Raw genomic sequence first — 19,562 nt, 5'->3', positions numbered from 1 at the left:
GAAGGCGACTCCTGCTGACCTTGCCAGGGGCGCTTGGCCCGATGAGGCGATACCAATACCCACTGATCACTTAATGGGTTATATCTGCGGTGTGGATGATCCACAGGGTTAAAATCAGTCATAACAATACCTTAATCGGGATAGCCCTGAGGATTCTGTGATTGCCAGCGCCAGGTATCAGCCGCCATTTCGTCCAGTGATCGGCTGACTCGCCAGTCCAACTGTTCTGCAGCCTTAGTGGCATCAGCCCAATAAGCCGGAAGGTCGCCTTCACGACGTGGGGCAAAATGGTAGGCCAGTGGTTTGCCACAAGCTTTGCTGAATGCTTCGACCACCTGTAAAACACTGTGGCCAACACCGGCACCCAAATTAAAAATATGTACACCCGGTTTATTGTGTAGCGTTTTCATTGCGGCAACATGGCCGTCAGCTAAATCGACCACATGAATATAGTCACGAACCCCAGTGCCATCAGGGGTTGGGTAGTTATTGCCGAATATCGCCAATGATTCACGGCGGCCTACTGCAACTTGTGCAATAAACGGCATCAAGTTGTTAGGGATACCTTGTGGGTCTTCTCCCATATCTCCTGATGGATGCGCTCCAACCGGATTGAAATAGCGCAGAATGGTCATGTTCCAATGTGGCTCAGCCAGTTGCACATCTTGCAGGATTTGCTCAACCATTAATTTGCTGCGGCCATACGGGCTGGAAGGTGTGCCCGTCGGGAAGCTTTCAACATAAGGAATTTGCGGCTGATCACCATATACTGTGGCGGATGAACTGAAGATAAAGTTTTTGACCTTAGCGGCGCGCATTGCCTCCAGCAAGACTAAGGTGCCGAAAACGTTATTATTGTAATATTCCAATGGCTTATTGACGGATTCACCGACAGCTTTCAAGCCAGCAAAATGAATGACAGCTTGAATAGAATGAGCGGCGAATATCTTATCGAGCAGGGCGCGGTCACGAATGTCCCCTTGATAAAGCTCTGGGACATAGCCGGTCAATTGATGTATCCGAGCTAATACGCTGGGTTTGCTGTTGCAAAGATTGTCGAGGATGACGGGTTTGTAGCCAGCTTCAATCAATTGCACACAGGTATGGCTACCAATGTAACCGCTACCACCTGTTACCAGTACGGACATAAAAGACTCCTCGAATGACTTTTGTCTAAGAAAGATAGCATGCCATTATGTGCGAAAAGGTGATCTGCGCTCAATAATGGAATCGTTTACATTTAATTTTATCCAAGTTTAATCTCTGTGGGAGGGTAAATACAGGGGAATAAACAAGGATAGGCAAAAAAGCAGAGAAATCTCGGGCATGACTGAGATTCCTACAGTGGTAGCGTTCTCATCCATTAATTCAGCAGGAATGTCCTGCTAATGACGCCTTGACCCGATACCAGCGAATAAGAGGGTATCGAGCCCTGTCAGTAAAAATCAGTGAGCAGAATACAGCGGGTAGGTAAAGAACAGCAAATGCATTAAATTCAGGCCGAAATGGAATGCCACTGCAACCCACAAACGACCACTCCACAGCCATGCCAAACCATAAATGACCCCAGCCAGGGCGGCAAACACCATTAACAGCACGCCGCCGGCAAAATGTGCAGCACCGAATAACAGTGCGGTAAGCAGCAGCGCAGGATAGCTCCCGATGCACTGGCTTAGACGTTGCTGTAAATAGCCACGGAATAGCGCTTCTTCGGCCAAACAAACAAAAAATATATTGGCCATAACAAAGGAGCCAATCCATACCGGAGTGTGCATTTCAACTTTCAAGCCGCCTAAGGCGACCGCCAGTAGCAACACTGCCGGGACACTGACAATCAAACCTAACCAGCCGAGCCGGCTAACGGAGTGATGTTTTTTGGCGACAAACAAGGTGGGTAGGCAAGCGAGCAAAATAAAGGGTATGAGTGCCTTATCAAGATTGTAATACATGCTAAAGCCGGCGCTGAGCGGCCCGACTTTCACATTATCGATCACTTTCAGATTGTTAAAACCAGGAACCCAATGCAAGAAAAGCGCAACAGCGGCGATGACTAAAAGCAGTTCCAACCCGGCAGCCAGCCATTTCTGTTGACGGTATTTTTTTAGTAGTAGCGCCACCATTAGTGTCAGTAATAAGAATGCTGTCGAGGGTAACGTCAGAACGCTGTGATAAAGGGCAATAGATAAGGATAAAGCCAACAGAAACAGGGAGAGTACCCGGTTAATTGATAAGAAAAGCAGTGATGCAGCAAGTACGCCCCACATAGGTCATCCCTTTGTTATTCAATCTTAAAAATATTATAAAATGAATAAGCTATAAGCATTATCCACCGTCAACCTGAATGATGGCTGACGGTGGCGATAGTAGCATAAGTGATTGGGGATAAAACTCACGTCAGTTGAGAAAAGTTCTCATTATTTGATAAGCCAAATATTATAATATAACTATGCTGTTCTCATTTGGCTGGGCAATTTTTCCTGTTGATATTGATAAATATCGCCATCAGGAATAAAGGTTAGCCGGTGGGTAATGCATTGCGGTGCATCTTCTGCGTGGTGAGATACAAACAACAATTGCGTGTCACCTTCACTGATCATCACATCAATAAAACGGCGCACTAACAATCGGTTAAGGGGGTCTAATCCTTGCAGTGGTTCATCGAGAATCAGTAGCGCAGGGTGTTTTACCAGTGCTCTGGCGATCAGAGCTAAACGCTGTTGCCCCCACGATAAGCTATGGAAAGGCTGATCGGCCGTCGCCGCAGAAAACCCCAGTAACGCCAGCCATTGATCGGCAAGTTGCTGTTGCCTGTCAGATACCGCCTGATAAATACCAATTGAATCGAAAAAGCCCGATAAAATTACTGTGCGCAGATTGCTGCTGACACGGTAGTCCAAATGCAAGCTACTGCTGACATAACCGATATGGCGTTTAATATCCCAGATAGTCTCCCCGCTGCCACGACGGCGACCAAACAGAGTTAAATCATTACTGTAACCTTGTGGATGATCACCCGTAATTAGGCTGAGTAAGGTTGATTTCCCCGCACCATTCTGGCCGATAATCTGCCAATGTTCACCCGGATTGACCTGCCAACTGAGGTGATGCAATATAGGGCGGTCATTATATTCAACCACTCCATTTTTCAATACTATCAGTGGCTTATCTTGAGGTAAATGAACTTGCTGCTGAGGGTTTTCTGTTTCAGGTAGTCGCAATCCCTCAAGATTTTCGCTGTGGGCCAGTTGAGCAATCAGGGCCTGGGAAAGGATCTGCTGGCGTGGGCCAGTATGGGTCAATTGGCAATCCGCGAGGACACCGACGTATTGCACAAAATCGGGAATATCATCAAAGCGGTTAAGCACCAAAATCAATGTGACACCTTGAGCCGAAAGTGTGGACAACATGCCAGCCAACTGCGCGCGGGCGGCCACATCCAAACCGTCAAACGGCTCATCGAGAATCAACAAGTCAGGTTGTGGCATCAATGCCCGGCATAACAATGTCTTGCGGGTTTCACCGGTCGAAAGATATTTAAAGCGGCGTGAGAGCAAGTGACCAATACCAAATTGCTCAGCCAACTGCTGACAGCGCGGTGAATCGCTGAATGCTTCCTGGATGATTTCGGCTGTGGTGCGCCCGGTATCATCTTCATCGGGGCTCAGTAAATCGGTGTTATTGCGCTGCCATTCTTCGCTGACTAACTGTTGGAGTTGCTCGAAAGATAAACGCACAATATGGTTGAAATTGCTCTGGCGGCTGCCGTTAAGCAGGATAAGCTCACCCGATAAGGCTTTGGCCAGCGACGATTTGCCACTGCCATTGGCCCCGACAAATGCCCAGCTATCACCTGACCGCTGCTTATCACCAGAAGAAATATGTAACTCTGGCAAGATGAGTGTCCGGGTATCACTCAGACGAAAACAACCTTGCGATATTTGCAATTCAGACATCATCTTTCCCATATTCTGCAACACAATAATAGGTGTAGGAATAGGCGGGAAGGGGCAAAATGTCAACAGGTAAATGCTTACCTAAGACTGCTGACAAAGTTAAATGAAGGGGAATCGTGCCGTTGGGGTCGTAACGGCGTAAGCCGTCGGAGTGCCCCTAGGTGCGGTCACCCCTTCACACACTGAACTATAAATAGCTTTACTATTAACCTCAGGTAAATGCTTATCTACGGTTGATAACTAACGTGAATTACTCAACACAGTGTGGCGATAATGACCCGATCAGCATTGAACTGGGCAATAACATTACTTCCCACGCGCAAATTCAGTTTGTGCAACTCGCTGTTATTTTGTGTCGAGCAGAGACTAGCCCCTCCCGCCAACGTCACGATAACCTCGCTGTGTTCATTACCTGGCTCGATACTGCTGACGGTGCCCGGCAGAGAGTTATCCGCGGCACCCGCGAGCGCTTGCTCAGTGATCAATTTTATCCAGGGCGCTTTAATCAATGCCAACACTTCTTTACCCGCAGCAAGCTGTAACCGGTCAGCACTTTGTTGGGTAATTGCGGCAGATAAACGGGTTTTTCCGTCGGATAAAAGAATATTGATGTGCTGCTGAACTTGCTGATGGTCGCGCTCAATCACCGTACCGAAAAATTGATTACGGGCGCTGGTTTGCAGTGAAAAACGAGAAATTGCGGCCAGCAAGCTATCCAGTGGCATCGAGTCGTCTTTTAAAGTATCAAATGCTTTTTGTTGAATCTGCGCCAGCAAATCATAGAGCTGAATTAAACGCTCACCATAGCGAGTCAGAAAAGTGCCGCCGCCACCTTTGCCGCCCGTGGCTCGCTCGACCAGTGTTTCTTCAGCTAATGTATTCATTTCATTGATGGCATCCCAGGCGCTTTTATAGCTAATCCCCGCGAGCTTCGCGCCCTGACTGATAGATCCTGTATTCTGTATTTGTTTAAGTAATGAAATACGCCGGGGATCGGCAAATAGTCGCTGCTGAAGTTTTAATGTGAGTAGGATTTCGGCCTGCATAATTTTGGCTCCAGCGGAAACAGGGGTTGTGACGTAACAGTCGGTGTTGATCCAATGAATATCAAGTGCGTAGCACTCTGGCTCAAACCGCACGTTTGGCAGGTTACCTTCTTTTAGTGTGGGTTAGAATAACTGCATTCATTCATTGCTGATATAATTTACGGTGAATGATATCTATTGGTTATTGTGATAACGTGAGTTATCGCACTATTAGTCATGAGAGGCAGTCATGTTAGAACTATTGAAAAGTCTGGTCTTTGCTGTGGTCATGGTACCGGTAGTGATGGCAGTCATTCTGGGCTTAATCTATGGACTGGGTGAGGTGTTTAATATCATCTCCAAAAGCGGTCATAAGAAAGAACGGACTTAATCTCAAGTCACGGCGAGTTTCTGACGCGGTTATTTCCCTTTTATAAATGCCTGGCGTATCAATGCTGGGCATTTTCGTTTTTATCTTTTGCTTCATTATCTTCACTTCTGTTGCGACAACTCAAGATATCTCACATCTTGCCGATAAACTGCATGACCTGCCTATGATGTTACGTTATATTTCAAAGTATATAGCGGTATCACTCATGCGGAGAACAAGATGAAGAATCAATACGGTAAAGTGAATAAATGGGTTGCGAGTGCAGCATTGTTGGCGGCATTTTCCAGTTCGGCCATGGCGGCAGACATAACGGTTTTTGCCGCAGCGTCTTTGACCAATGCACTGCAAGATATCGCGGCACAGTATAAAAAAGAGAAGCAAGTTGATGTAGTGGCTTCTTATGCCTCATCCTCTACTCTGGCACGCCAGATTGAGCAGGGTGCTCCGGCGGACTTGTTTATCTCTGCTGATCAGCAATGGATGGATTATGCCATTGATAAGCAACAAATAGTGGCTAACACCCGCTATACCCTGTTAGGTAATGAGTTAGTATTGATTGCGCCAAAAGACAGCAAGATTACGAAAGTCGAGATTGATAAAAAAACTGATTGGAAGACATTGCTAGAGGGTGGCCGTCTGGCGGTTGGTGATCCTGATCATGTTCCTGCCGGGATTTATGCCAAAGAGTCACTGGAGAATTTAGGTGCCTGGACAACTTTAGCCCCAGAAATGGCACGAGCCAATAACGTGCGCAGTGCTATGGCACTGGTCGAACGGGCAGAAGCGCCGCTGGGTATTGTCTATGGCTCAGATGCGATAGCCAGCGATAAAGTGAAAGTTGTCGGGGTATTCCCGGAAGCGAGTCATAAGCCGGTTGAATACCCAATGGCGATTGTTAAGGGTCATGAAAACCCTACCGTTACTGCTTTTTATGATTACCTGAAAAGCCCGGCAGCGGCTGTTGTTTTCGAAAAATATGGATTTACCACACGCTAATGATATTGAGTGAAGATAATTATTAGTGTTGAATGACATCTGGTAACATCGAATAAATCCCTTTAAGCCCCTAAATAACGGGGCTTTGTGTTTATTGGTATCGAATGGCATTGATTGACAATGAAGTGTTTACCGGACAATCTACCGGATAAATATACGGTTGTCCGGTGGCCCCATGAAGTTAACTGATACCAAAATTCGTAATGCGAAACCCCAAGAAAAAGCCTATCAATTGCAGGACGGTAACGGCCTGTATTTGGATGTGCGCCCTTCCGGTGTAAAGACCTGGCGATATCGGTACTGGGTTACCCCTACTAAAGATGGTCGCTACACTATCGGCAGTTATCCAGTGGTATCTTTGGCTGAAGCTCGTAAGGTAAGAGAGTGGGCGCGAGAACAGGTTAAAAGTGGCATAGTTCCTAAAGAAGCCAAAGCAACAGAACGCGACATCGCGAAGGCTGAAAGCGCTAATACATTCGAAATAGTAGCCAGAGAGTGGATGGCTAAAAAGTGGGATAACTGGTCAGTTAATACCCAAAATCAAATAATAGCTTTCATGGATAATGATATCTTTCCGGCTATTGGCGGCATGTCGATGCGCGAGATTAACGCCTCGCATATATTAAAAATAATCAGAGAATTAGAAGGCCGCGGAGCGATCTCTGTTGCCGTTAAAACCCGTCAGTGGTGCTCTGCTATTTTTTGTTATGGAGTTGCCACGCTGCGTGCTGATTCTGATCCGGCCGCCGCGCTTAAAGGGGCAATTATTACCCCCAAAGTTGTTCACTCCAGATCACTGACTGGAGATGAACTGCGTGATTATTATCTGCGTCTGGACAGCTATGTTGGCAATCGAGCGACCATTATTGCGCTAAAGATGTTGCCTTTGGTATTTGTGCGCCAAGTTGAATTGCGTTCTGCTGAGTGGTCACACATCGATTTTGATAATGCGGAGTGGGTTATTCCCGCGGAGTTAATGAAAATGAACCGCGCGCATAGAGTGCCATTATCTGCCCCTGTGCTTTCATTGCTAAGTGAGCTAAAAGAGCTAACAGGTAGACGACGTTGGCTTTTCCCAAACACAAGGTTGGATACGTTTATGGGGGCATCGACTCTAAACTGGGCCATTGCGCATATGGGGTATGGTAGAAAGGTGATAACAACTCATGATTTCCGCGCTACAGCTTCGACAAGATTACATGAAATGGGATATCGACATGAAGTTATCGAACGGCAGCTAGCACACGTTGAAAAAAACCGTGTGTCAGCCGCATACAATCACGCCGAGTACATGCCAGAGAGACGGCAGTTAATGGAGGAGTGGGGCCAGTGGGTTACTGGCCTGCTTGCTTCTGGTTCTCCACAATAAGGTTATCAATCCATTCCTGAATCACAGTTGATGGCCAGCGAGAGTTGCGCCCGTCTTTAACTGGTCTTGGGAATGTCCCTTCTTTAATTCGCAGGTAGATGGTTGTGCGGTCATACCCTACAGCCTTTTCTACCCGTTCAATTGTCAATAATTCACATGTGATCATAATTAGCCGCCTTGCTTATCTGTAGGGTAAAACGTAGCTGAACACTCTGACGGATAGTCGTTGGTGCCTACCTTGCGATATCCGGCGTCATATAGCATTTCAAGGTACTGTCGAACGCTGGTGGTATCAGGTGCATTGACGTACATGACGTGCATTTCATCGACCGCTATATCTCTTTCGGTAGCTTCCTGTGCTGCAATGCTTTCATTCAGACGGTAACCGGCTGCCAATACTGCTTTGGCGATTTTTCCCGGAAGTGGGTTTGTCGAATAGAATTCGCCAACCAACACACCAAGTTCAAATTTAAGCACCCCTTCTAGCGTTTCCGGCCAAACATCGGTAGGTAGAAAATCCATGCAGTGATTACTGATGATGTTCATCGTCAAGTCAGTAACCTCATCATCATTACGCTCTGGCTTCCTGTAGTGGGCCGCCCAGATAGCGGTTGTGATATCACCCGGATCACTGCCGGCTGATTTGATGATGTTCGCCAGTTGGAATGCGTTGCTTTCTACCATTGCATATCCTCCCCCAGTTCACTGGCCACCGCTTCCGGCCCCATATCCTGAATCATTTCACCGAACCGATTAAGGCAAGCATTAATCCACTGAATACCTCGAGGCTTTAGGGTGGAAATTGTTCCCCAATTAATGAAATAGCCTCTTGGTGTTTTTTCCATCTCCTTCCAGTCTAAAATGGAGTGGTAACGCTTTATTCGCCGCTCCGCTGACGTCTCATTACCTTCAAGATATGTACCAATAAAACTGCGTAACGAGGTGCGGTCTATAGCAAAGTCTCCATATTTATGGCGATATACGGGGCGGCGATGCTTTGCAATCTGGTGATACATGTAGGCTTCGCAAATTAAGTTCAAAACAAATTGCTCATAATCACAAAGTCGTTTTTGCTGAATTTTTGTCATTACCGTTTTACCTCAGCCAGAACCACCTTATAGGCATGTATGATCAGCGGCGTACGTCCGGTAATAACGGTTGTGCGACGAATGAAGCCTTTATTTTTTGCCTGAACACTGCCGACACGCAGCAAAACAGCATCCACGCAGCGGTTATGCTGGCGAACATGAGGCAACCAGCTAGTAAGTGTCAGTGATGCAGTTACGCCATGATCGATATAGCTGATATTCATTACACCTTCTCCCCATCGTTATTTCCAGATTTCGGGCGTAAGGTGAAGCCGCGGAGCCCTGAAGTGGCCTTTTCATTAGCAATCAGAACGCACTGTTCAAATTCTTCCGCGGTTACCCGTTGCCGTAATGCTTGAATCAAAAATTGGTCTTTCGAAATATGCAGGTTGATATTCCTTTCTTTTTCCTTCTGCCTTAAAACGGATAGTTGCCCGCAAATTTGAGTTCTAAACCAATGCCATGCTTTATGTGCAGTAGTGGCTCGGATATACCAATCACTGGCCTTATCACTGGCTTTAGTTAGTTGTGATTCAATTCTGGCCAGAGTGGCATTCGCAACATTCAATGCCTCAAGGTGGTCTGTAATTGTCAGTAGCGACCCAACATCAAAGCGTTCCTGGCTGTTTGCTTTGCTTATTCCCATCACTTACACCCCAATTCTTTGTTGTATCGCTGGTGGCTCATTGCCTCCCAGTGCTGCCCACCGTCTTTCGATAACAACCGCCATCGGTGGGTAATGCGTAAAGACAGATAGCCATGCTGATACGTGCGGCGAGGGCGAACAGCTCCACGGCGGTACCGATTTAAAATCTGAGTGGCCCCGATGTAGATCCGAAATGGGATGCGATTTCCTGATAGCATCATGATTTCGCCTCGCTGGTAGCTGGTTCGTCAGATGCACCAATCGACTGCTCTATCAGGTCGTCCATGAATGCATGCCCCATAGAGGACATGCCGCCCATTTTCTTTAGGCAGGATTGATAGAGGGCCAGAACGTTGGTGTGTGCTGCCTTCCCTTGCCCCTCTATCGCCACTAATTCGAATTGCTCCAGCGCGCGGGTTAATACTTCAGTGGTTAATTGAACTGAGGTGATTTTCCCTTTAGCTGATTTTTTTATTACGCAGGTGCTGCCTGTTTTCCGCTGCAATGAATCCAGTTTTGCGGCTACCAGTCGGCTGCGATATCTGCCAATTAATTCAAGATTGCTCATATTTGAATGACCTTTTCTCTGGCTTTCGGCGTAGGGGTGCCCCCGGCCGAAAGGCTGTAATTAAAGTTTGCTTTACGATTACTTAATTAATAAGGCTTGGTCTTCATCAGCTCAATATGCTGCTTTGACCATTTATCATATTTCTTTTGCCATTTAAGAATTTCGCTTTGCTTAGCTAACAAACGGCGAATACGTCTAACTGCGCGAGAATGACAATCCCAATAAACGGGGAGTGTTTCACCTTTTTTCCATGCAGTAGCGCCAGTGGCTTCATCTATAATTACTTTTTCATCTGGTCGGCTAGATGCTTTCTTTAAACGATTGAATACTTTTTGCGTCATGAAGTGAGCTAAGTTATTTATCGCAGCAGTGCGGCTAAAACATTTTTTACGGCGACCATGACGTATAACGACATAAACAGGCTCTGGTCTTAATTGGAATGCAACCTCAATGCCGCCATCATCAATTAAATCTAATTCCCACTCTTCAAATCTGGCTGGGTCAACCTTTTCAATTTTCATCTTTTAGTGACTCCTGATTTCTTGGCTGTAAATAACGCGACCTATAATCATCAGTTCGATGAGATCATTACTTGCGATTTCTAAACTTTCGTAAAATTTATTTGATGGTAAAACCCAGACATTAATACGAATGAACTGGAGCCGCTTAATCATGAAAATACCGTCAAGAAAAAAGGCAAAAATTCCATCTTCAAAATAACGCATTGGTGTTGTATCGATAATGACTTTATCCCGACACTCAATTTCACCTGTCATTGTGTCGTCAGGCATTACTGCTATGAATCTATTATTCTCGACTGGGGTAAATAGATTAAGGTCATAAGTGCGCCGGGTTCTCTGTATGGGTATTAAATTATTCATGATTCAGCCTCTGATCTTTGTTCGCATCATGCTCTTCAAACCGTACAATGTTGTGTACAGCCTCAGTCCACCAATACACCTGTAGTCGTTGCTGATCGTTCTCAATCAGAGGAATAACAACGGTCAACAAATGAAGCAGACCTTCTTTAACGCGAAGTAGCCGAGTGCGGGATACGTTTTCACTGGTGTCAGGAATTGATTTACCACGGCTGCCTATTAGTTCAGCGATCAGGGTCTGAGTTTCTTTGTATGAAGGTGGGTAGATATCATCTTCATCAAGCAGTTGCATTATACTGGTGATCTGAATGTTGCTTAATCGGCGCTCAGTTGAACTTAAGAGAACAAGAGCGGATGCTTTATCAAGGCTTTCAGATTCACCACACCATGACAGCTTGAGTAGGCTACCAGCAGTGTCTATTGCGCTAAATTCAACACGGTATTTTTTAAGCATTGCATACTCCCTTACTTGGGATGCGACCAGCAAATGAAATAATGTAATTACGAATTAATTGTTGCCGGGCTTCTTTATAGCTGTTGGCAGTTATACGCATCATTGCTGGTTTGGCTTTAATGTCAGAACGTTTAATAGTTGCAAAGATAAATATCGTTAAGTTAGAATCCATTTCAACCTTATAAATTTCATCGTAGGTATTGTTTAAGGCCAGGCTCTGGTATTCGATTGGCGTCATTACCAGAGCCGAATTAATGTGATTAGATAAGTTATTCATGGTTTAGCCTTAGCAGTATCAAGTAACTTAGCAAGATAGGTATGAAGCTCAATAATTTGGGTAAAAGCCAAATAACAAAGAACATCACCATCCTCGTTGCTGTCAGGATCATAAGAAGCTCTTAATAAAACCTCTGATTGTTTAGCCATTATTTTTGCTTTTTCTATTTCGCTAGTTAAATTGCTCATGAGTTTCTCACTAAATTATTGTTTTTATGATATTCACTTTGATAATTTATCGAGCCTATCAAGCAGGGGTAAATATTTAAAACTTCAATTGCTTTTTTACTGGCTGAATTTAAGTCTTGGAATGAATCTACTAAAAGGAAATAGTCACCAGCGCGCTTATAAATTGAATAGATATAACGTTCATCTTCTGGGAAGTTAGTGGTAAATATAAAACGTGCATCACCATGATTTTTGGCTGAAAAGAAAGATGGAATTAACTCATATTTAGATGGAGTAACTAGGCGGTAATCTCCTGGGGTTACTCTAATCTTAATAGCTGCAATTTCTTTATCACCTTCATAGTTTTTGTTATTACCCATTTACGCTTACTCCATCATTGTTTTCGATGAAGTTAATTTACTCATTAAACTGTATTTAGTAAACAATAATAATTGTATTTCGTGTGTTTCTTTACTTAAGTTATTGTAATTTTTATTGATTTATTTGTTTTTTTTACTGATTGTGGCAATAAAAAACCCGCCGAAGCGGGTTGGTGGTGAGGGAGGGGCTATCTTTTTCGTCGGTAAATTCGATGTTCGACCATTGTGCCAATGATTGTAACCGGAACCATGTCAGAGCGAATGGCCGGATAGTCAGGATTTAACGGTACTAACTCAAAAACAGGAACTCCGTTCACGCTTATGGCCTGAGGTCTATACTTCTTAAATGTAGCTTCGTTGTCGCCATTTTTAGCAACGACGAACTCGCCTGGACAAGGTTCAATCTCTGGATCGACAATGATGACATCACCAGCCTTAAACTCTGGCTGCATCGAATCCCCTTCAATTTTCAAAGCAAAGGTATTTTCTGACCAGTCCATGTCTGTTAGCACATATTCAAATTCGCCAAGTTCGCTAAAGATTTCAGAATTTTGTGCCAAGGCACCAGCCTGTACGTAGCTAATGAGTGGAATCCTTCTGGTATTTATTTCTGCCATGGATTTAAGCACCCCACCATTAACTAACCATGATGCATCACACTCTAACACTCTCGCTAAGGCTAAGATATTTCGAGGTTTTTTTGTTCTTCCACTCTCAATGGCTTCAATTGATTGTTGGGATACCCCAGCTCGATCAGCCACTTCTGTTTGAGTTAGCCCAAGGGCTAATCTCCGATCTTTAGCTCGTTCTGCAAGGCTCATTTTTACAACCCCCTATGTCAGTTGCAAGCATAATACAATTTATACTGTATTTTACAAACAATAAATATTGTGTTTAAATACATTTAAATGAGTATTTGAGGTGATAAACATGCCGAGTACAGGTGAGAGAATTAAAAAACGCCGAATAGAGTTGGAACTTACTCAAGATGATTTAGCAAAAAAATCGGGAATACGGCAGCAAACAATTCAACGAATTGAAGCAGGGACAACAGCCAGACCGCGTTTTTTGCTTGAGATTGCTGATGCTTTAGGTTGTGAGCCGCGTTGGATTATCTACGGCGATTCATCAAGCGTTGGGGACTAACCCATGACTCCTGATGCATTCACCCAAGTAATCATGCCGACGGTATTTTGCACCGAGGATGGTAAGTGGATTCAGGAGCAGTTGCAGCAATTAGCACCCTCGTTGCGTCGAAAGGTTGTCGTGAAGTATGCGGAGGTTTATCAGGTCGCGCTTTACAGCGAGTCCGTCTCATACCGTCAGGAGAACAAAGCAAGGCATGAGGCAAATACGCGGCTGAGATTGTTTGTAAAAAGCCACGGAAAAGCACTACAGGGTTACACGGTTAGTCCGCCGTTGGTGGCGAAGTAATAACAGCCCTGAAATTTTCGGGGGAGTTGGCAAGTGCGACAGGCTGACTTGAAGGTGTCAGGTGTTAGCAGGTTGAGATTCTCAGTTCGTCTTTTTCCGTATCAATGTACTTTCTAACTAGTACATGAATAAGGGAGAAGGAGGAGGGGGGGTAAGGGGGGGAGGTGGTTGTGGGATTGGAATAGGCCTTTTCCAACAGACAACTCCATAGGTTAGGTAACTCTCGATCTAGGGGTTATCCCTTAAAAATGCACAGTACTAGACAACTGGTACAACTGAGTGGGCATAGACCAGAAGAAAGGTTTTCTCTGGAATAGTTAATTGGCGAGAGGTTACACAATGCTGAACATTACACCGAACTTCGCACAGGAGCGCGCTTTGAACATGCTGCGCCGTGACTGGAAGTCATTTAATTCATTCATGGTCTATGCACCTACAGGCAGTGGTAAAACCGGACTGGCGGCATTCATCGCTGATGGGTTTGTCAGTCGTGGCATGAGGGTGCTGTTTGTTGCCCCGTTCACCGTTCTGATCAACCAGACTTCCCGCCGGTTTGTTGAGTACGGTTTGCCAGAAGATGAAATCAGCTTTATTTGGCGTAACCACCCGAGCTATGACCCAGCACTAAAAATTCAGATTGCCAGTGCCGATACGCTGATCCGCCGTGAGTTTCCCGACAATATCGATCTGCTGATTATTGATGAAGCCCACTTACGCAGAAAGCAGATCCTCATTGAGATTAATCGACTGGTTACTGAAACCGATGTGAAAGTTATTGGGCTGTCTGGCACCCCATTTTCTCCGTTTTTAGGCAATTACTACCGCCGTCTGATTAAGCCAACGACCATCGGAGAGCTAATTCAGCGCGGCGACTTAAGCGGTTACGAATTTTATGCGCCCGGCAAACCTGACTTGAAAGGCGTCAAAACTACCGTTTCTGCTGAGTTTGGATCTGACTACAACGAAACCCAACTGGCAGAAATTATGTGTGGTGCTGATCTCGTGGGCGACATTGTTGATAATTGGTTACAGAACGGGCGGGATCTGCCTACGGTGGCATTCTGCGTAAATAAAGACCATGCCAATTTTGTGACGATGCAATTTAACAAGGTAGGCATCAATGCCGAGGTGATGGTTGACAAAACCCCGCATGAAGAGCGTCAACTCATTATTCATCGCTTCGAAATGGGCGCCACAAAAATCATCGTCAGTGTGGGCGTGTTAGTCGCTGGTTTTGATAGTGATGTTCGCTGCGTTATCTATGCCCGACCCACAAAAAGCGAAATCCGTTGGTTGCAGGCGCTTGGGCGTGGCTTGCGTACTGCGCTGGGTAAAGAGTCTTGCCTTGTTTTCGATCACAGCGGCACTGTTCACCGCTTAGGCTTCCCTGACTCTATCGAATACAACGAACTGCCATCCAAAAGCGACGGAATGAAAGATAGCGCCAGTCGTGAGGCAGAGGAACGCACTGAAAAACTCCCTAAAGAATGCACCGAGTGTCATTTCATGAAGCCTGCTGGTGTATATGTCTGCCCGAAATGTGGATTTAAGCCACTGGCAGGGCAGGACGTGGAGACCGACACCCAGCGCGGACTGAAAAAGTTAGGTAAGGGTAAGCGGGTGTTCACCCAATCTGACAAGCAAGCGTGGTGGAGTCAGATCAAGTTCTATCAACGTCAGCGCTCATCGATGGGTAAGCCCGTAAGCGATGGGTGGTGCTCACATACCTTCCACGACAAATTCAGCGAATGGCCTAATGGCTTGAGTGATTTCCCGATGGAAATAACACCGGAAGTCAGCAGCTACATCAAACATAAACGCATCTCCTTTGCTAAGGGCAGGGAGAAATTAAAGTCACCGAATCAGCAATGCAATATCGGAAATATTGATGCCACTACGGCGATTATCGAAGCCAAAAATCACCTTGAAGAAATACGGAAAAGCTTAAGGAAACCAGCATGAAGACAGCAGAAGCAGCAAAGGGCCGATGGGCTGAGATTTTTGAATACTTTGGTTTACCGCCAATCACTGGCAAAAACCACTTCAAGGGAGAGTGTCCAGCATGCGGTGCTCGCGGCAAGTTCCGTATTGATGATCGTGAAGGTGCTGGAACGTGGATTTGTACCTGTGATAGCGGCGATGGCATGAAGCTGCTTAACCTGACGCAGGGGAAATCCTTTTCTGAGTTGTGTGCCGAGGTGGATCAGCTTATTGGCAATAACTACCGACACATCAGCATTCCTGTCACCAGTTCAGCAGCGAAACAGCGGCAGCGAGTTATCAGTAAGTTTTCAAAGCTGGTGGATTTGCGCGGTACCACTGCCGCAGATTATTTGCGCCAGCGGGGTATTAACCGGCTTCCTGTTGAAGCGGTCCGGTTTTGCGATAAACAGCGGCATGCAGGGCGGGTATATCAGGCGCTTTATTCTCTGGCGACAGATGATAAGGGAGAACTCTGTTACCTGCATCAGACCCTGCTTGATGGGGATAAAAAAGCGAATATCGGTGATAGCGCTAAACGGCTTAAATCACTACAGGAACAGAACTATCTCGATCATGCTCGCTCAGTGGCGATCCGCATGTTTCCGGTTGCCTCCACACTGGGAGTTGCTGAAGGAATTGAAACATCACTGTCCTGCTATCAGGTGTACGGGATAAATACCTGGTCAGTAATCAACGCCGGATTCATGGAGAAATTCAGGGTGCCGGCAGGTGTCAAACACCTCATTATTTTTGCTGATATGGATAAACATTCAGCCACTGGACAGGCAGCAGCGTTTAATTGTGCCACCGCCAATCTCAGAGCAAAAAACGATTTGATATCTGTCAGCGTACGCTGGCCCGATAACGGCGATTTTAATGACTTTGTAATGAACGGGGACCAGGTTCGTGAGCAGGTCTACACAAAGAGGGCAGCATAATGCGTGACATTCAATATGTTTTAGAGTTATGGGGTGCATGGGCTGCTAGTGATAACAGTCAGGTAGATTGGCAACCAGTCGCCGCAGGATTTAAAAGTTTATTGCCGAACACTAATAAGTCACGCCCCCAGTGCTGCGATGATGATGGTATAATGATTGATGGTTGTGTAGCTCGACTTAAAAAGTATAAACCTGAAGAGTATGAGTTGGTAATTTTGCATTATGTATTTGGTGTTTCATTGCGCATGATAGCAAAAAGACGTAAATGCTCAGATGGGACAATCAGAAAAGAAATGCAGACGGCTCAGGGGTTTATCTATGGCTGTTTAGCAATGATAAACTATTTATAATGGTAAAAAAATGGCGGGCAATTGAAGTTCGCCATTACTTTTAATTGGCCTGACAATAATGTGATTAGTTCTTTTGTAAGTAACGAAAAAGTATCTTTTACGTTAATAAACTCAGAAAGACCTAAATAAATTAAAATGATCGACAAACTTACTATTAAAGTTGTTGATATGTTTTTAACTAATTTATATGCATTGTAAGCTCTTTCAACTGGGGTTGTTGCTAATTCATTATAGTCATTATCATCAAGGTAAGCATAAAGTTTTTTTCTCCAACTCAGTCTATTTTCTTCAACTATTTTTATGAAATTTGAATTTATAAATAGTGAGGTGAAATGTGATAGTAATATGTATATTGCGATAGCAAAAAAAACAACTGCATACACTTTAGATGAGTTAGGTACTTTAGAAGCATCGAGAGTATATTTAATTACCATTGTACTGATAACAAGAGCAACGTCTCTCCATAGAGAAGATGTCAATTCCTTGGATTGTTGTACTATTTTCTGCATGTCATCAGCTAGGCTCTTCCGCAAATCACCGAGTGCTTTTAGAGTTTCTTTACTACTAGATCTAATATGAGCCTTATAAAGCAATCTCGCTGACTCTAATGCCGGACTCAAACGAACCTTAATGCCGCTACAGAATTTGGTTCCCTCAGGCCACTCTCTAGCTAATTCATTTGAGAGGAACGTGTGTTTTAGCTCTACTTCTTCACCTTCGAAATAAACCCACCTTGCCGCCTTCTGAATATTTTTAAATTCTTCTCTGCATGTTAAATATTCTCCGAATTCGATTTTCTTAGGTGGTTTTCCAGATAGTCCTACCATTTTTTTTTCGGCAACAAAAAGCTCATTTGGCAAGCATTTAAGAACTTCTCGACATGATATATTTAGCCATGTGTCAAATGCTACATTATTTATAGGTTTTGGAGAGTTTAATATCCATGAAGATAAGTCCTCAGGTGGCATGAATTCTGGTGAGTAATATTTTACTATGCTTCTTGCAGGTGTGTTTTTTTTATTTAAAATAGGAGGGGTAATATTCGAACCTGAATGATCAAACCATTTTGTCCACTTCGAAACCTTATAACCAAGTGTTTCAAAACCCTCTGATATAAAAGCCAAGTTTACTGAACTAATTTTACTTGTATTCACATTACTTAATAAAAATTGTCTCCATCCTTCGATTGTAATAATATAAGGGGATGTATTGTTGTTTTTAAAAATAATAGTTGTTTTATTTACCTCACCTGGTTTAGCTTGAGAAGGAGGGATTTCATCGTTATAGTCATCAATAAATTTGAAGTTGACGAGTTCATTTTGAAAGTTATAAACCTCGCTCCACTTATTTAATGCTAGATTGTCCATAACACCGGAAACAAAAAGTTTCGCGGTGTTATTATCTAGCAAGGTTTCAGTGATGATGACAGCCGGATCATTACGTGAAGCGTCAATGGCCTCGCTGATTTTTGCTAGCATCGATGTCATCAATCGTAATCCTCGCAGTTACTACTCTTATCTCCGTGCGACCATCGTCGAGTTTCTTCACTTCAGGTCTATTTGCATCATCATACATTATGACAACATTTTCTGCAGTCTCTAATCTTCTTCTTGGTGGTTTTTGTATTCGCTCAGGTGTTACTTTAAATGACTCCCCACTTAATCCTAAGTCTCTGATTTGTTTAGTGAAAGACTTTAGTATCGGGGATGTCTCATCTAATGGGCCGAATATACTGGTGAGTAATGGAGATGGGTCATCAGGGTTAAAATCTTGCTCAGCATGGTGTAAAACCTCATAGATTTTATTCACTCCGCTACGCCGTATTGCTTCGGGTAACAAGGCTCTATGCTCCTTAAATACTTCTTTTAACGCTTTAATTAATTTATCACATAGTTCTTGCTCTGAGTTAACACGCCGTACCTGTAGGAAACCTTCGAAATAGACAGAGATATTAGTTCTTTTACTACGATCTCTTACTATTACTTGCCCGCCTTTTTTAGGGGCTAACTTAACGAGAGCAATTTTTTGCATTGCTTCAGGTTTTCTTACAAAACTTTCATGAAAACGTTCGAGCTTTGGTACTTGAGATTCATCACCATCGTCTTTTAGTACATAGCGTACAACATCATCATTATCGTATTTTATTAGGGCGTAGAGTTTTTCAGTATCATTTGTTAATAATTCAAAGAGGAAGAATACCCCCATACTTGTGTTACCTGAATGACGCGATTGAAAATCAGTGGCTAACATTCTTGATTGCTCAGTGAAACACTTCTTTTTTTGGTCGGCTTCGTTTCTAACAATTCTCAAAATTCTTTCTGTATTTGATAGGTCAGTAAATTCAAATAAATTGCCATTTAGGGCAGACTTAATTCTTTCGAGAAAGAAATCAACATACAACGGTGGGGAAATTTCGTTTAGGAGAGTAGCGGCTTCAGAACTCTTACCAACTACATGAAAAATCATTCTTTTTATTGAAAGAGACTTAATTTCTTCATCGGTTAAAAAACTCATGCTCACATCCTGTTGAAGTTACTACACATTAAAATTACTGTTCCTGAACAGCAGTACCACTCTAATTTTCAATGATAAGTATATAGAATTTATTAACGCGTACGCAAAAACTCTTGTAATATGTTAAGAGTGGTTACTTAGTCACGTAGCT

At 44.1% G+C, this 19,562-nt stretch carries 28 protein-coding genes and 1 pseudogene; 8 read left to right on the top strand and 21 right to left on the bottom strand.

Annotation, left to right across the window (positions count from 1 at the left end):
* From ACNSO8_RS21935 to modE, 5 genes and pseudogenes are all read right to left on the bottom strand, one after another.
* Window positions 1-122: pseudogene (locus ACNSO8_RS21935) on the bottom strand (galactose-1-phosphate uridylyltransferase); the annotation flags it as partial.
* A gap of 9 nt (window positions 123-131) precedes the next feature.
* Window positions 132-1,148: a UDP-glucose 4-epimerase GalE gene (galE, locus tag ACNSO8_RS21930; RefSeq protein WP_418395882.1), complete on the bottom strand. Its 1,017-nt coding sequence runs from the start codon at window positions 1,146-1,148 to the stop codon at window positions 132-134.
* Window positions 1,149-1,445: 297 nt separating this feature from the next.
* Window positions 1,446-2,264 (bottom strand): lysostaphin resistance A-like protein, encoded by an 819-nt coding sequence (locus ACNSO8_RS21925; protein ID WP_418395881.1) that lies wholly within the window; start codon window positions 2,262-2,264, stop codon window positions 1,446-1,448.
* A 180-nt stretch (window positions 2,265-2,444) separates the two neighbouring features.
* On the bottom strand, window positions 2,445-3,953 hold the full coding sequence (gene modF / locus ACNSO8_RS21920; RefSeq protein ID WP_418395880.1) for a molybdate ABC transporter ATP-binding protein ModF: 1,509 nt from the start codon (window positions 3,951-3,953) through the stop codon (window positions 2,445-2,447).
* A gap of 254 nt (window positions 3,954-4,207) precedes the next feature.
* Complete coding sequence (modE, locus tag ACNSO8_RS21915) at window positions 4,208-4,999, bottom strand: molybdenum-dependent transcriptional regulator (RefSeq protein WP_418395879.1); 792 nt, start codon at window positions 4,997-4,999, stop codon at window positions 4,208-4,210.
* A 229-nt stretch (window positions 5,000-5,228) separates the two neighbouring features.
* On the opposite strand from modE, the gene ACNSO8_RS21910 reads away from it, so the two are divergent.
* The 3 genes from ACNSO8_RS21910 (at window position 5,229) to ACNSO8_RS21900 (ending at window position 7,734) form a co-directional block, all read left to right on the top strand.
* The gene (locus ACNSO8_RS21910) at window positions 5,229-5,369 is read left to right on the top strand and encodes an AcrZ family multidrug efflux pump-associated protein (RefSeq protein WP_418395878.1); all 141 of its coding nucleotides are present in this window, start codon (window positions 5,229-5,231) and stop codon (window positions 5,367-5,369) included.
* Between the two features lie 219 nt (window positions 5,370-5,588).
* Window positions 5,589-6,365, top strand: coding sequence for a molybdate ABC transporter substrate-binding protein (gene modA / locus ACNSO8_RS21905; protein ID WP_418395877.1), 777 nt, complete (start codon window positions 5,589-5,591; stop codon window positions 6,363-6,365).
* A 175-nt stretch (window positions 6,366-6,540) separates the two neighbouring features.
* Complete coding sequence (locus ACNSO8_RS21900; RefSeq protein WP_418395876.1) at window positions 6,541-7,734, top strand: tyrosine-type recombinase/integrase; 1,194 nt, start codon at window positions 6,541-6,543, stop codon at window positions 7,732-7,734.
* Here ACNSO8_RS21900 and ACNSO8_RS21895 read toward each other — a convergent pair.
* The 14 genes from ACNSO8_RS21895 to ACNSO8_RS21830 all read right to left on the bottom strand — a co-directional run bounded on the left by ACNSO8_RS21895 (window position 7,700) and on the right by ACNSO8_RS21830 (window position 13,013).
* A complete protein-coding gene (locus tag ACNSO8_RS21895; protein WP_418395875.1) occupies window positions 7,700-7,900 on the bottom strand; it encodes a helix-turn-helix transcriptional regulator in 201 nt (66 codons plus the stop codon). The genes ACNSO8_RS21900 and ACNSO8_RS21895 overlap by 35 nt on opposite strands.
* Before the next feature lie 2 nt (window positions 7,901-7,902).
* Entirely contained in the window at window positions 7,903-8,418 is a 516-nt protein-coding gene (locus ACNSO8_RS21890; RefSeq protein WP_418395874.1) for a hypothetical protein, read from the bottom strand.
* Entirely contained in the window at window positions 8,412-8,822 is a 411-nt protein-coding gene (locus tag ACNSO8_RS21885) for a hypothetical protein (protein ID WP_418395873.1), read from the bottom strand. Before ACNSO8_RS21885 ends, ACNSO8_RS21890 begins: the two co-directional genes overlap by 7 nt.
* On the bottom strand, window positions 8,822-9,046 hold the full coding sequence (locus tag ACNSO8_RS21880; protein ID WP_418395872.1) for a hypothetical protein: 225 nt from the start codon (window positions 9,044-9,046) through the stop codon (window positions 8,822-8,824). The genes ACNSO8_RS21885 and ACNSO8_RS21880 overlap by 1 nt, the downstream gene beginning before the upstream one ends.
* Window positions 9,046-9,468, bottom strand: a complete 423-nt coding sequence (locus tag ACNSO8_RS21875) for a hypothetical protein (protein WP_263697888.1) — start codon at window positions 9,466-9,468, stop codon at window positions 9,046-9,048. The genes ACNSO8_RS21880 and ACNSO8_RS21875 overlap by 1 nt, the downstream gene beginning before the upstream one ends.
* Window positions 9,468-9,689 (bottom strand): hypothetical protein, encoded by a 222-nt coding sequence (locus ACNSO8_RS21870; RefSeq protein ID WP_418395871.1) that lies wholly within the window; start codon window positions 9,687-9,689, stop codon window positions 9,468-9,470. Before ACNSO8_RS21870 ends, ACNSO8_RS21875 begins: the two co-directional genes overlap by 1 nt.
* Window positions 9,686-10,036 carry a hypothetical protein gene (locus tag ACNSO8_RS21865; protein ID WP_418395870.1) on the bottom strand — a complete coding sequence of 117 codons (351 nt, stop codon included), beginning with the start codon at window positions 10,034-10,036 and terminating at the stop codon, window positions 9,686-9,688. Before ACNSO8_RS21865 ends, ACNSO8_RS21870 begins: the two co-directional genes overlap by 4 nt.
* An 86-nt stretch (window positions 10,037-10,122) precedes the next feature.
* Window positions 10,123-10,557 (bottom strand): hypothetical protein, encoded by a 435-nt coding sequence (locus ACNSO8_RS21860; RefSeq protein WP_418395869.1) that lies wholly within the window; start codon window positions 10,555-10,557, stop codon window positions 10,123-10,125.
* A 3-nt stretch (window positions 10,558-10,560) separates the two neighbouring features.
* Entirely contained in the window at window positions 10,561-10,917 is a 357-nt protein-coding gene (locus ACNSO8_RS21855; protein WP_418395868.1) for a S24 family peptidase, read from the bottom strand.
* Window positions 10,910-11,368, bottom strand: a complete 459-nt coding sequence (locus ACNSO8_RS21850) for a hypothetical protein (RefSeq protein ID WP_411929311.1) — start codon at window positions 11,366-11,368, stop codon at window positions 10,910-10,912. The genes ACNSO8_RS21855 and ACNSO8_RS21850 overlap by 8 nt, the downstream gene beginning before the upstream one ends.
* Window positions 11,361-11,645 (bottom strand): host cell division inhibitor Icd-like protein, encoded by a 285-nt coding sequence (locus tag ACNSO8_RS21845; protein WP_418395867.1) that lies wholly within the window; start codon window positions 11,643-11,645, stop codon window positions 11,361-11,363. Before ACNSO8_RS21845 ends, ACNSO8_RS21850 begins: the two co-directional genes overlap by 8 nt.
* Window positions 11,642-11,833, bottom strand: a complete 192-nt coding sequence (locus ACNSO8_RS21840; RefSeq protein WP_418395866.1) for a hypothetical protein — start codon at window positions 11,831-11,833, stop codon at window positions 11,642-11,644. The genes ACNSO8_RS21845 and ACNSO8_RS21840 overlap by 4 nt, the downstream gene beginning before the upstream one ends.
* Entirely contained in the window at window positions 11,830-12,192 is a 363-nt protein-coding gene (locus tag ACNSO8_RS21835; protein WP_418395865.1) for a hypothetical protein, read from the bottom strand. Before ACNSO8_RS21835 ends, ACNSO8_RS21840 begins: the two co-directional genes overlap by 4 nt.
* Window positions 12,193-12,380: 188 nt before the next feature.
* Entirely contained in the window at window positions 12,381-13,013 is a 633-nt protein-coding gene (locus ACNSO8_RS21830; protein ID WP_418395864.1) for a LexA family protein, read from the bottom strand.
* A 109-nt stretch (window positions 13,014-13,122) separates the two neighbouring features.
* Between ACNSO8_RS21830 and ACNSO8_RS21825 the strand changes: the two genes are divergently transcribed.
* The 5 genes from ACNSO8_RS21825 (at window position 13,123) to ACNSO8_RS21805 (ending at window position 16,897) form a co-directional block, all read left to right on the top strand.
* Window positions 13,123-13,338, top strand: coding sequence for a helix-turn-helix transcriptional regulator (locus tag ACNSO8_RS21825; RefSeq protein WP_418395863.1), 216 nt, complete (start codon window positions 13,123-13,125; stop codon window positions 13,336-13,338).
* Between the two features lie 3 nt (window positions 13,339-13,341).
* Window positions 13,342-13,626, top strand: a complete 285-nt coding sequence (locus ACNSO8_RS21820) for a hypothetical protein (protein ID WP_418395862.1) — start codon at window positions 13,342-13,344, stop codon at window positions 13,624-13,626.
* A gap of 384 nt (window positions 13,627-14,010) precedes the next feature.
* A complete protein-coding gene (locus ACNSO8_RS21815; protein WP_418395884.1) occupies window positions 14,011-15,588 on the top strand; it encodes a DEAD/DEAH box helicase in 1,578 nt (525 codons plus the stop codon).
* A complete protein-coding gene (locus ACNSO8_RS21810) occupies window positions 15,585-16,547 on the top strand; it encodes a DUF7146 domain-containing protein (protein WP_050879732.1) in 963 nt (320 codons plus the stop codon). Before ACNSO8_RS21815 ends, ACNSO8_RS21810 begins: the two co-directional genes overlap by 4 nt.
* Window positions 16,547-16,897: an antiterminator Q family protein gene (locus ACNSO8_RS21805; RefSeq protein ID WP_418395861.1), complete on the top strand. Its 351-nt coding sequence runs from the start codon at window positions 16,547-16,549 to the stop codon at window positions 16,895-16,897. Before ACNSO8_RS21810 ends, ACNSO8_RS21805 begins: the two co-directional genes overlap by 1 nt.
* On the opposite strand, the gene ACNSO8_RS21800 is transcribed toward ACNSO8_RS21805, so the two are convergent.
* Entirely contained in the window at window positions 16,888-18,384 is a 1,497-nt protein-coding gene (locus tag ACNSO8_RS21800; RefSeq protein WP_418395860.1) for a hypothetical protein, read from the bottom strand. The two genes, ACNSO8_RS21805 and ACNSO8_RS21800, sit on opposite strands and share 10 nt — an antisense overlap.
* Window positions 18,347-19,411 (bottom strand): nucleoid-associated protein, encoded by a 1,065-nt coding sequence (locus ACNSO8_RS21795; RefSeq protein WP_418395859.1) that lies wholly within the window; start codon window positions 19,409-19,411, stop codon window positions 18,347-18,349. Before ACNSO8_RS21795 ends, ACNSO8_RS21800 begins: the two co-directional genes overlap by 38 nt.
* Between the last annotated feature and the right edge of the window lie 151 nt (window positions 19,412-19,562).

The sequence above is a fragment of the Yersinia sp. LJYL362 genome, from assembly GCF_048323875.1.
Note: the sequence above shows the minus strand (reverse complement) of the source record. Positions and strands in the feature narration are given on the sequence as shown.

Bases quoted from the DNA above. Each gene is read 5' to 3' on its own strand.
- galE (WP_418395882.1), bottom strand. From the start codon at position 1,148: ATGTCCGTACTGGTAACAGGTGGTAGCGGTTACATTGGTAGCCATACC.
- ACNSO8_RS21925 (WP_418395881.1), bottom strand. From the start codon at position 2,264: ATGTGGGGCGTACTTGCTGCATCACTGCTTTTCTTATCAATTAACCGG.
- modF (WP_418395880.1), bottom strand. From the start codon at position 3,953: ATGTCTGAATTGCAAATATCGCAAGGTTGTTTTCGTCTGAGTGATACC.
- modE (WP_418395879.1), bottom strand. From the start codon at position 4,999: ATGCAGGCCGAAATCCTACTCACATTAAAACTTCAGCAGCGACTATTT.
- ACNSO8_RS21910 (WP_418395878.1), top strand. From the start codon at position 5,229: ATGTTAGAACTATTGAAAAGTCTGGTCTTTGCTGTGGTCATGGTACCG.
- modA (WP_418395877.1), top strand. From the start codon at position 5,589: ATGAAGAATCAATACGGTAAAGTGAATAAATGGGTTGCGAGTGCAGCA.
- ACNSO8_RS21900 (WP_418395876.1), top strand. From the start codon at position 6,541: ATGAAGTTAACTGATACCAAAATTCGTAATGCGAAACCCCAAGAAAAA.
- ACNSO8_RS21895 (WP_418395875.1), bottom strand. From the start codon at position 7,900: ATGATCACATGTGAATTATTGACAATTGAACGGGTAGAAAAGGCTGTA.
- ACNSO8_RS21890 (WP_418395874.1), bottom strand. From the start codon at position 8,418: ATGGTAGAAAGCAACGCATTCCAACTGGCGAACATCATCAAATCAGCC.
- ACNSO8_RS21885 (WP_418395873.1), bottom strand. From the start codon at position 8,822: ATGACAAAAATTCAGCAAAAACGACTTTGTGATTATGAGCAATTTGTT.
- ACNSO8_RS21880 (WP_418395872.1), bottom strand. From the start codon at position 9,046: ATGAATATCAGCTATATCGATCATGGCGTAACTGCATCACTGACACTT.
- ACNSO8_RS21875 (WP_263697888.1), bottom strand. From the start codon at position 9,468: ATGGGAATAAGCAAAGCAAACAGCCAGGAACGCTTTGATGTTGGGTCG.
- ACNSO8_RS21870 (WP_418395871.1), bottom strand. From the start codon at position 9,689: ATGATGCTATCAGGAAATCGCATCCCATTTCGGATCTACATCGGGGCC.
- ACNSO8_RS21865 (WP_418395870.1), bottom strand. From the start codon at position 10,036: ATGAGCAATCTTGAATTAATTGGCAGATATCGCAGCCGACTGGTAGCC.
- ACNSO8_RS21860 (WP_418395869.1), bottom strand. From the start codon at position 10,557: ATGAAAATTGAAAAGGTTGACCCAGCCAGATTTGAAGAGTGGGAATTA.
- ACNSO8_RS21855 (WP_418395868.1), bottom strand. From the start codon at position 10,917: ATGAATAATTTAATACCCATACAGAGAACCCGGCGCACTTATGACCTT.
- ACNSO8_RS21850 (WP_411929311.1), bottom strand. From the start codon at position 11,368: ATGCTTAAAAAATACCGTGTTGAATTTAGCGCAATAGACACTGCTGGT.
- ACNSO8_RS21845 (WP_418395867.1), bottom strand. From the start codon at position 11,645: ATGAATAACTTATCTAATCACATTAATTCGGCTCTGGTAATGACGCCA.
- ACNSO8_RS21840 (WP_418395866.1), bottom strand. From the start codon at position 11,833: ATGAGCAATTTAACTAGCGAAATAGAAAAAGCAAAAATAATGGCTAAA.
- ACNSO8_RS21835 (WP_418395865.1), bottom strand. From the start codon at position 12,192: ATGGGTAATAACAAAAACTATGAAGGTGATAAAGAAATTGCAGCTATT.
- ACNSO8_RS21830 (WP_418395864.1), bottom strand. From the start codon at position 13,013: ATGAGCCTTGCAGAACGAGCTAAAGATCGGAGATTAGCCCTTGGGCTA.
- ACNSO8_RS21825 (WP_418395863.1), top strand. From the start codon at position 13,123: ATGCCGAGTACAGGTGAGAGAATTAAAAAACGCCGAATAGAGTTGGAA.
- ACNSO8_RS21820 (WP_418395862.1), top strand. From the start codon at position 13,342: ATGACTCCTGATGCATTCACCCAAGTAATCATGCCGACGGTATTTTGC.
- ACNSO8_RS21815 (WP_418395884.1), top strand. From the start codon at position 14,011: ATGCTGCGCCGTGACTGGAAGTCATTTAATTCATTCATGGTCTATGCA.
- ACNSO8_RS21810 (WP_050879732.1), top strand. From the start codon at position 15,585: ATGAAGACAGCAGAAGCAGCAAAGGGCCGATGGGCTGAGATTTTTGAA.
- ACNSO8_RS21805 (WP_418395861.1), top strand. From the start codon at position 16,547: ATGCGTGACATTCAATATGTTTTAGAGTTATGGGGTGCATGGGCTGCT.
- ACNSO8_RS21800 (WP_418395860.1), bottom strand. From the start codon at position 18,384: ATGACATCGATGCTAGCAAAAATCAGCGAGGCCATTGACGCTTCACGT.
- ACNSO8_RS21795 (WP_418395859.1), bottom strand. From the start codon at position 19,411: ATGAGTTTTTTAACCGATGAAGAAATTAAGTCTCTTTCAATAAAAAGA.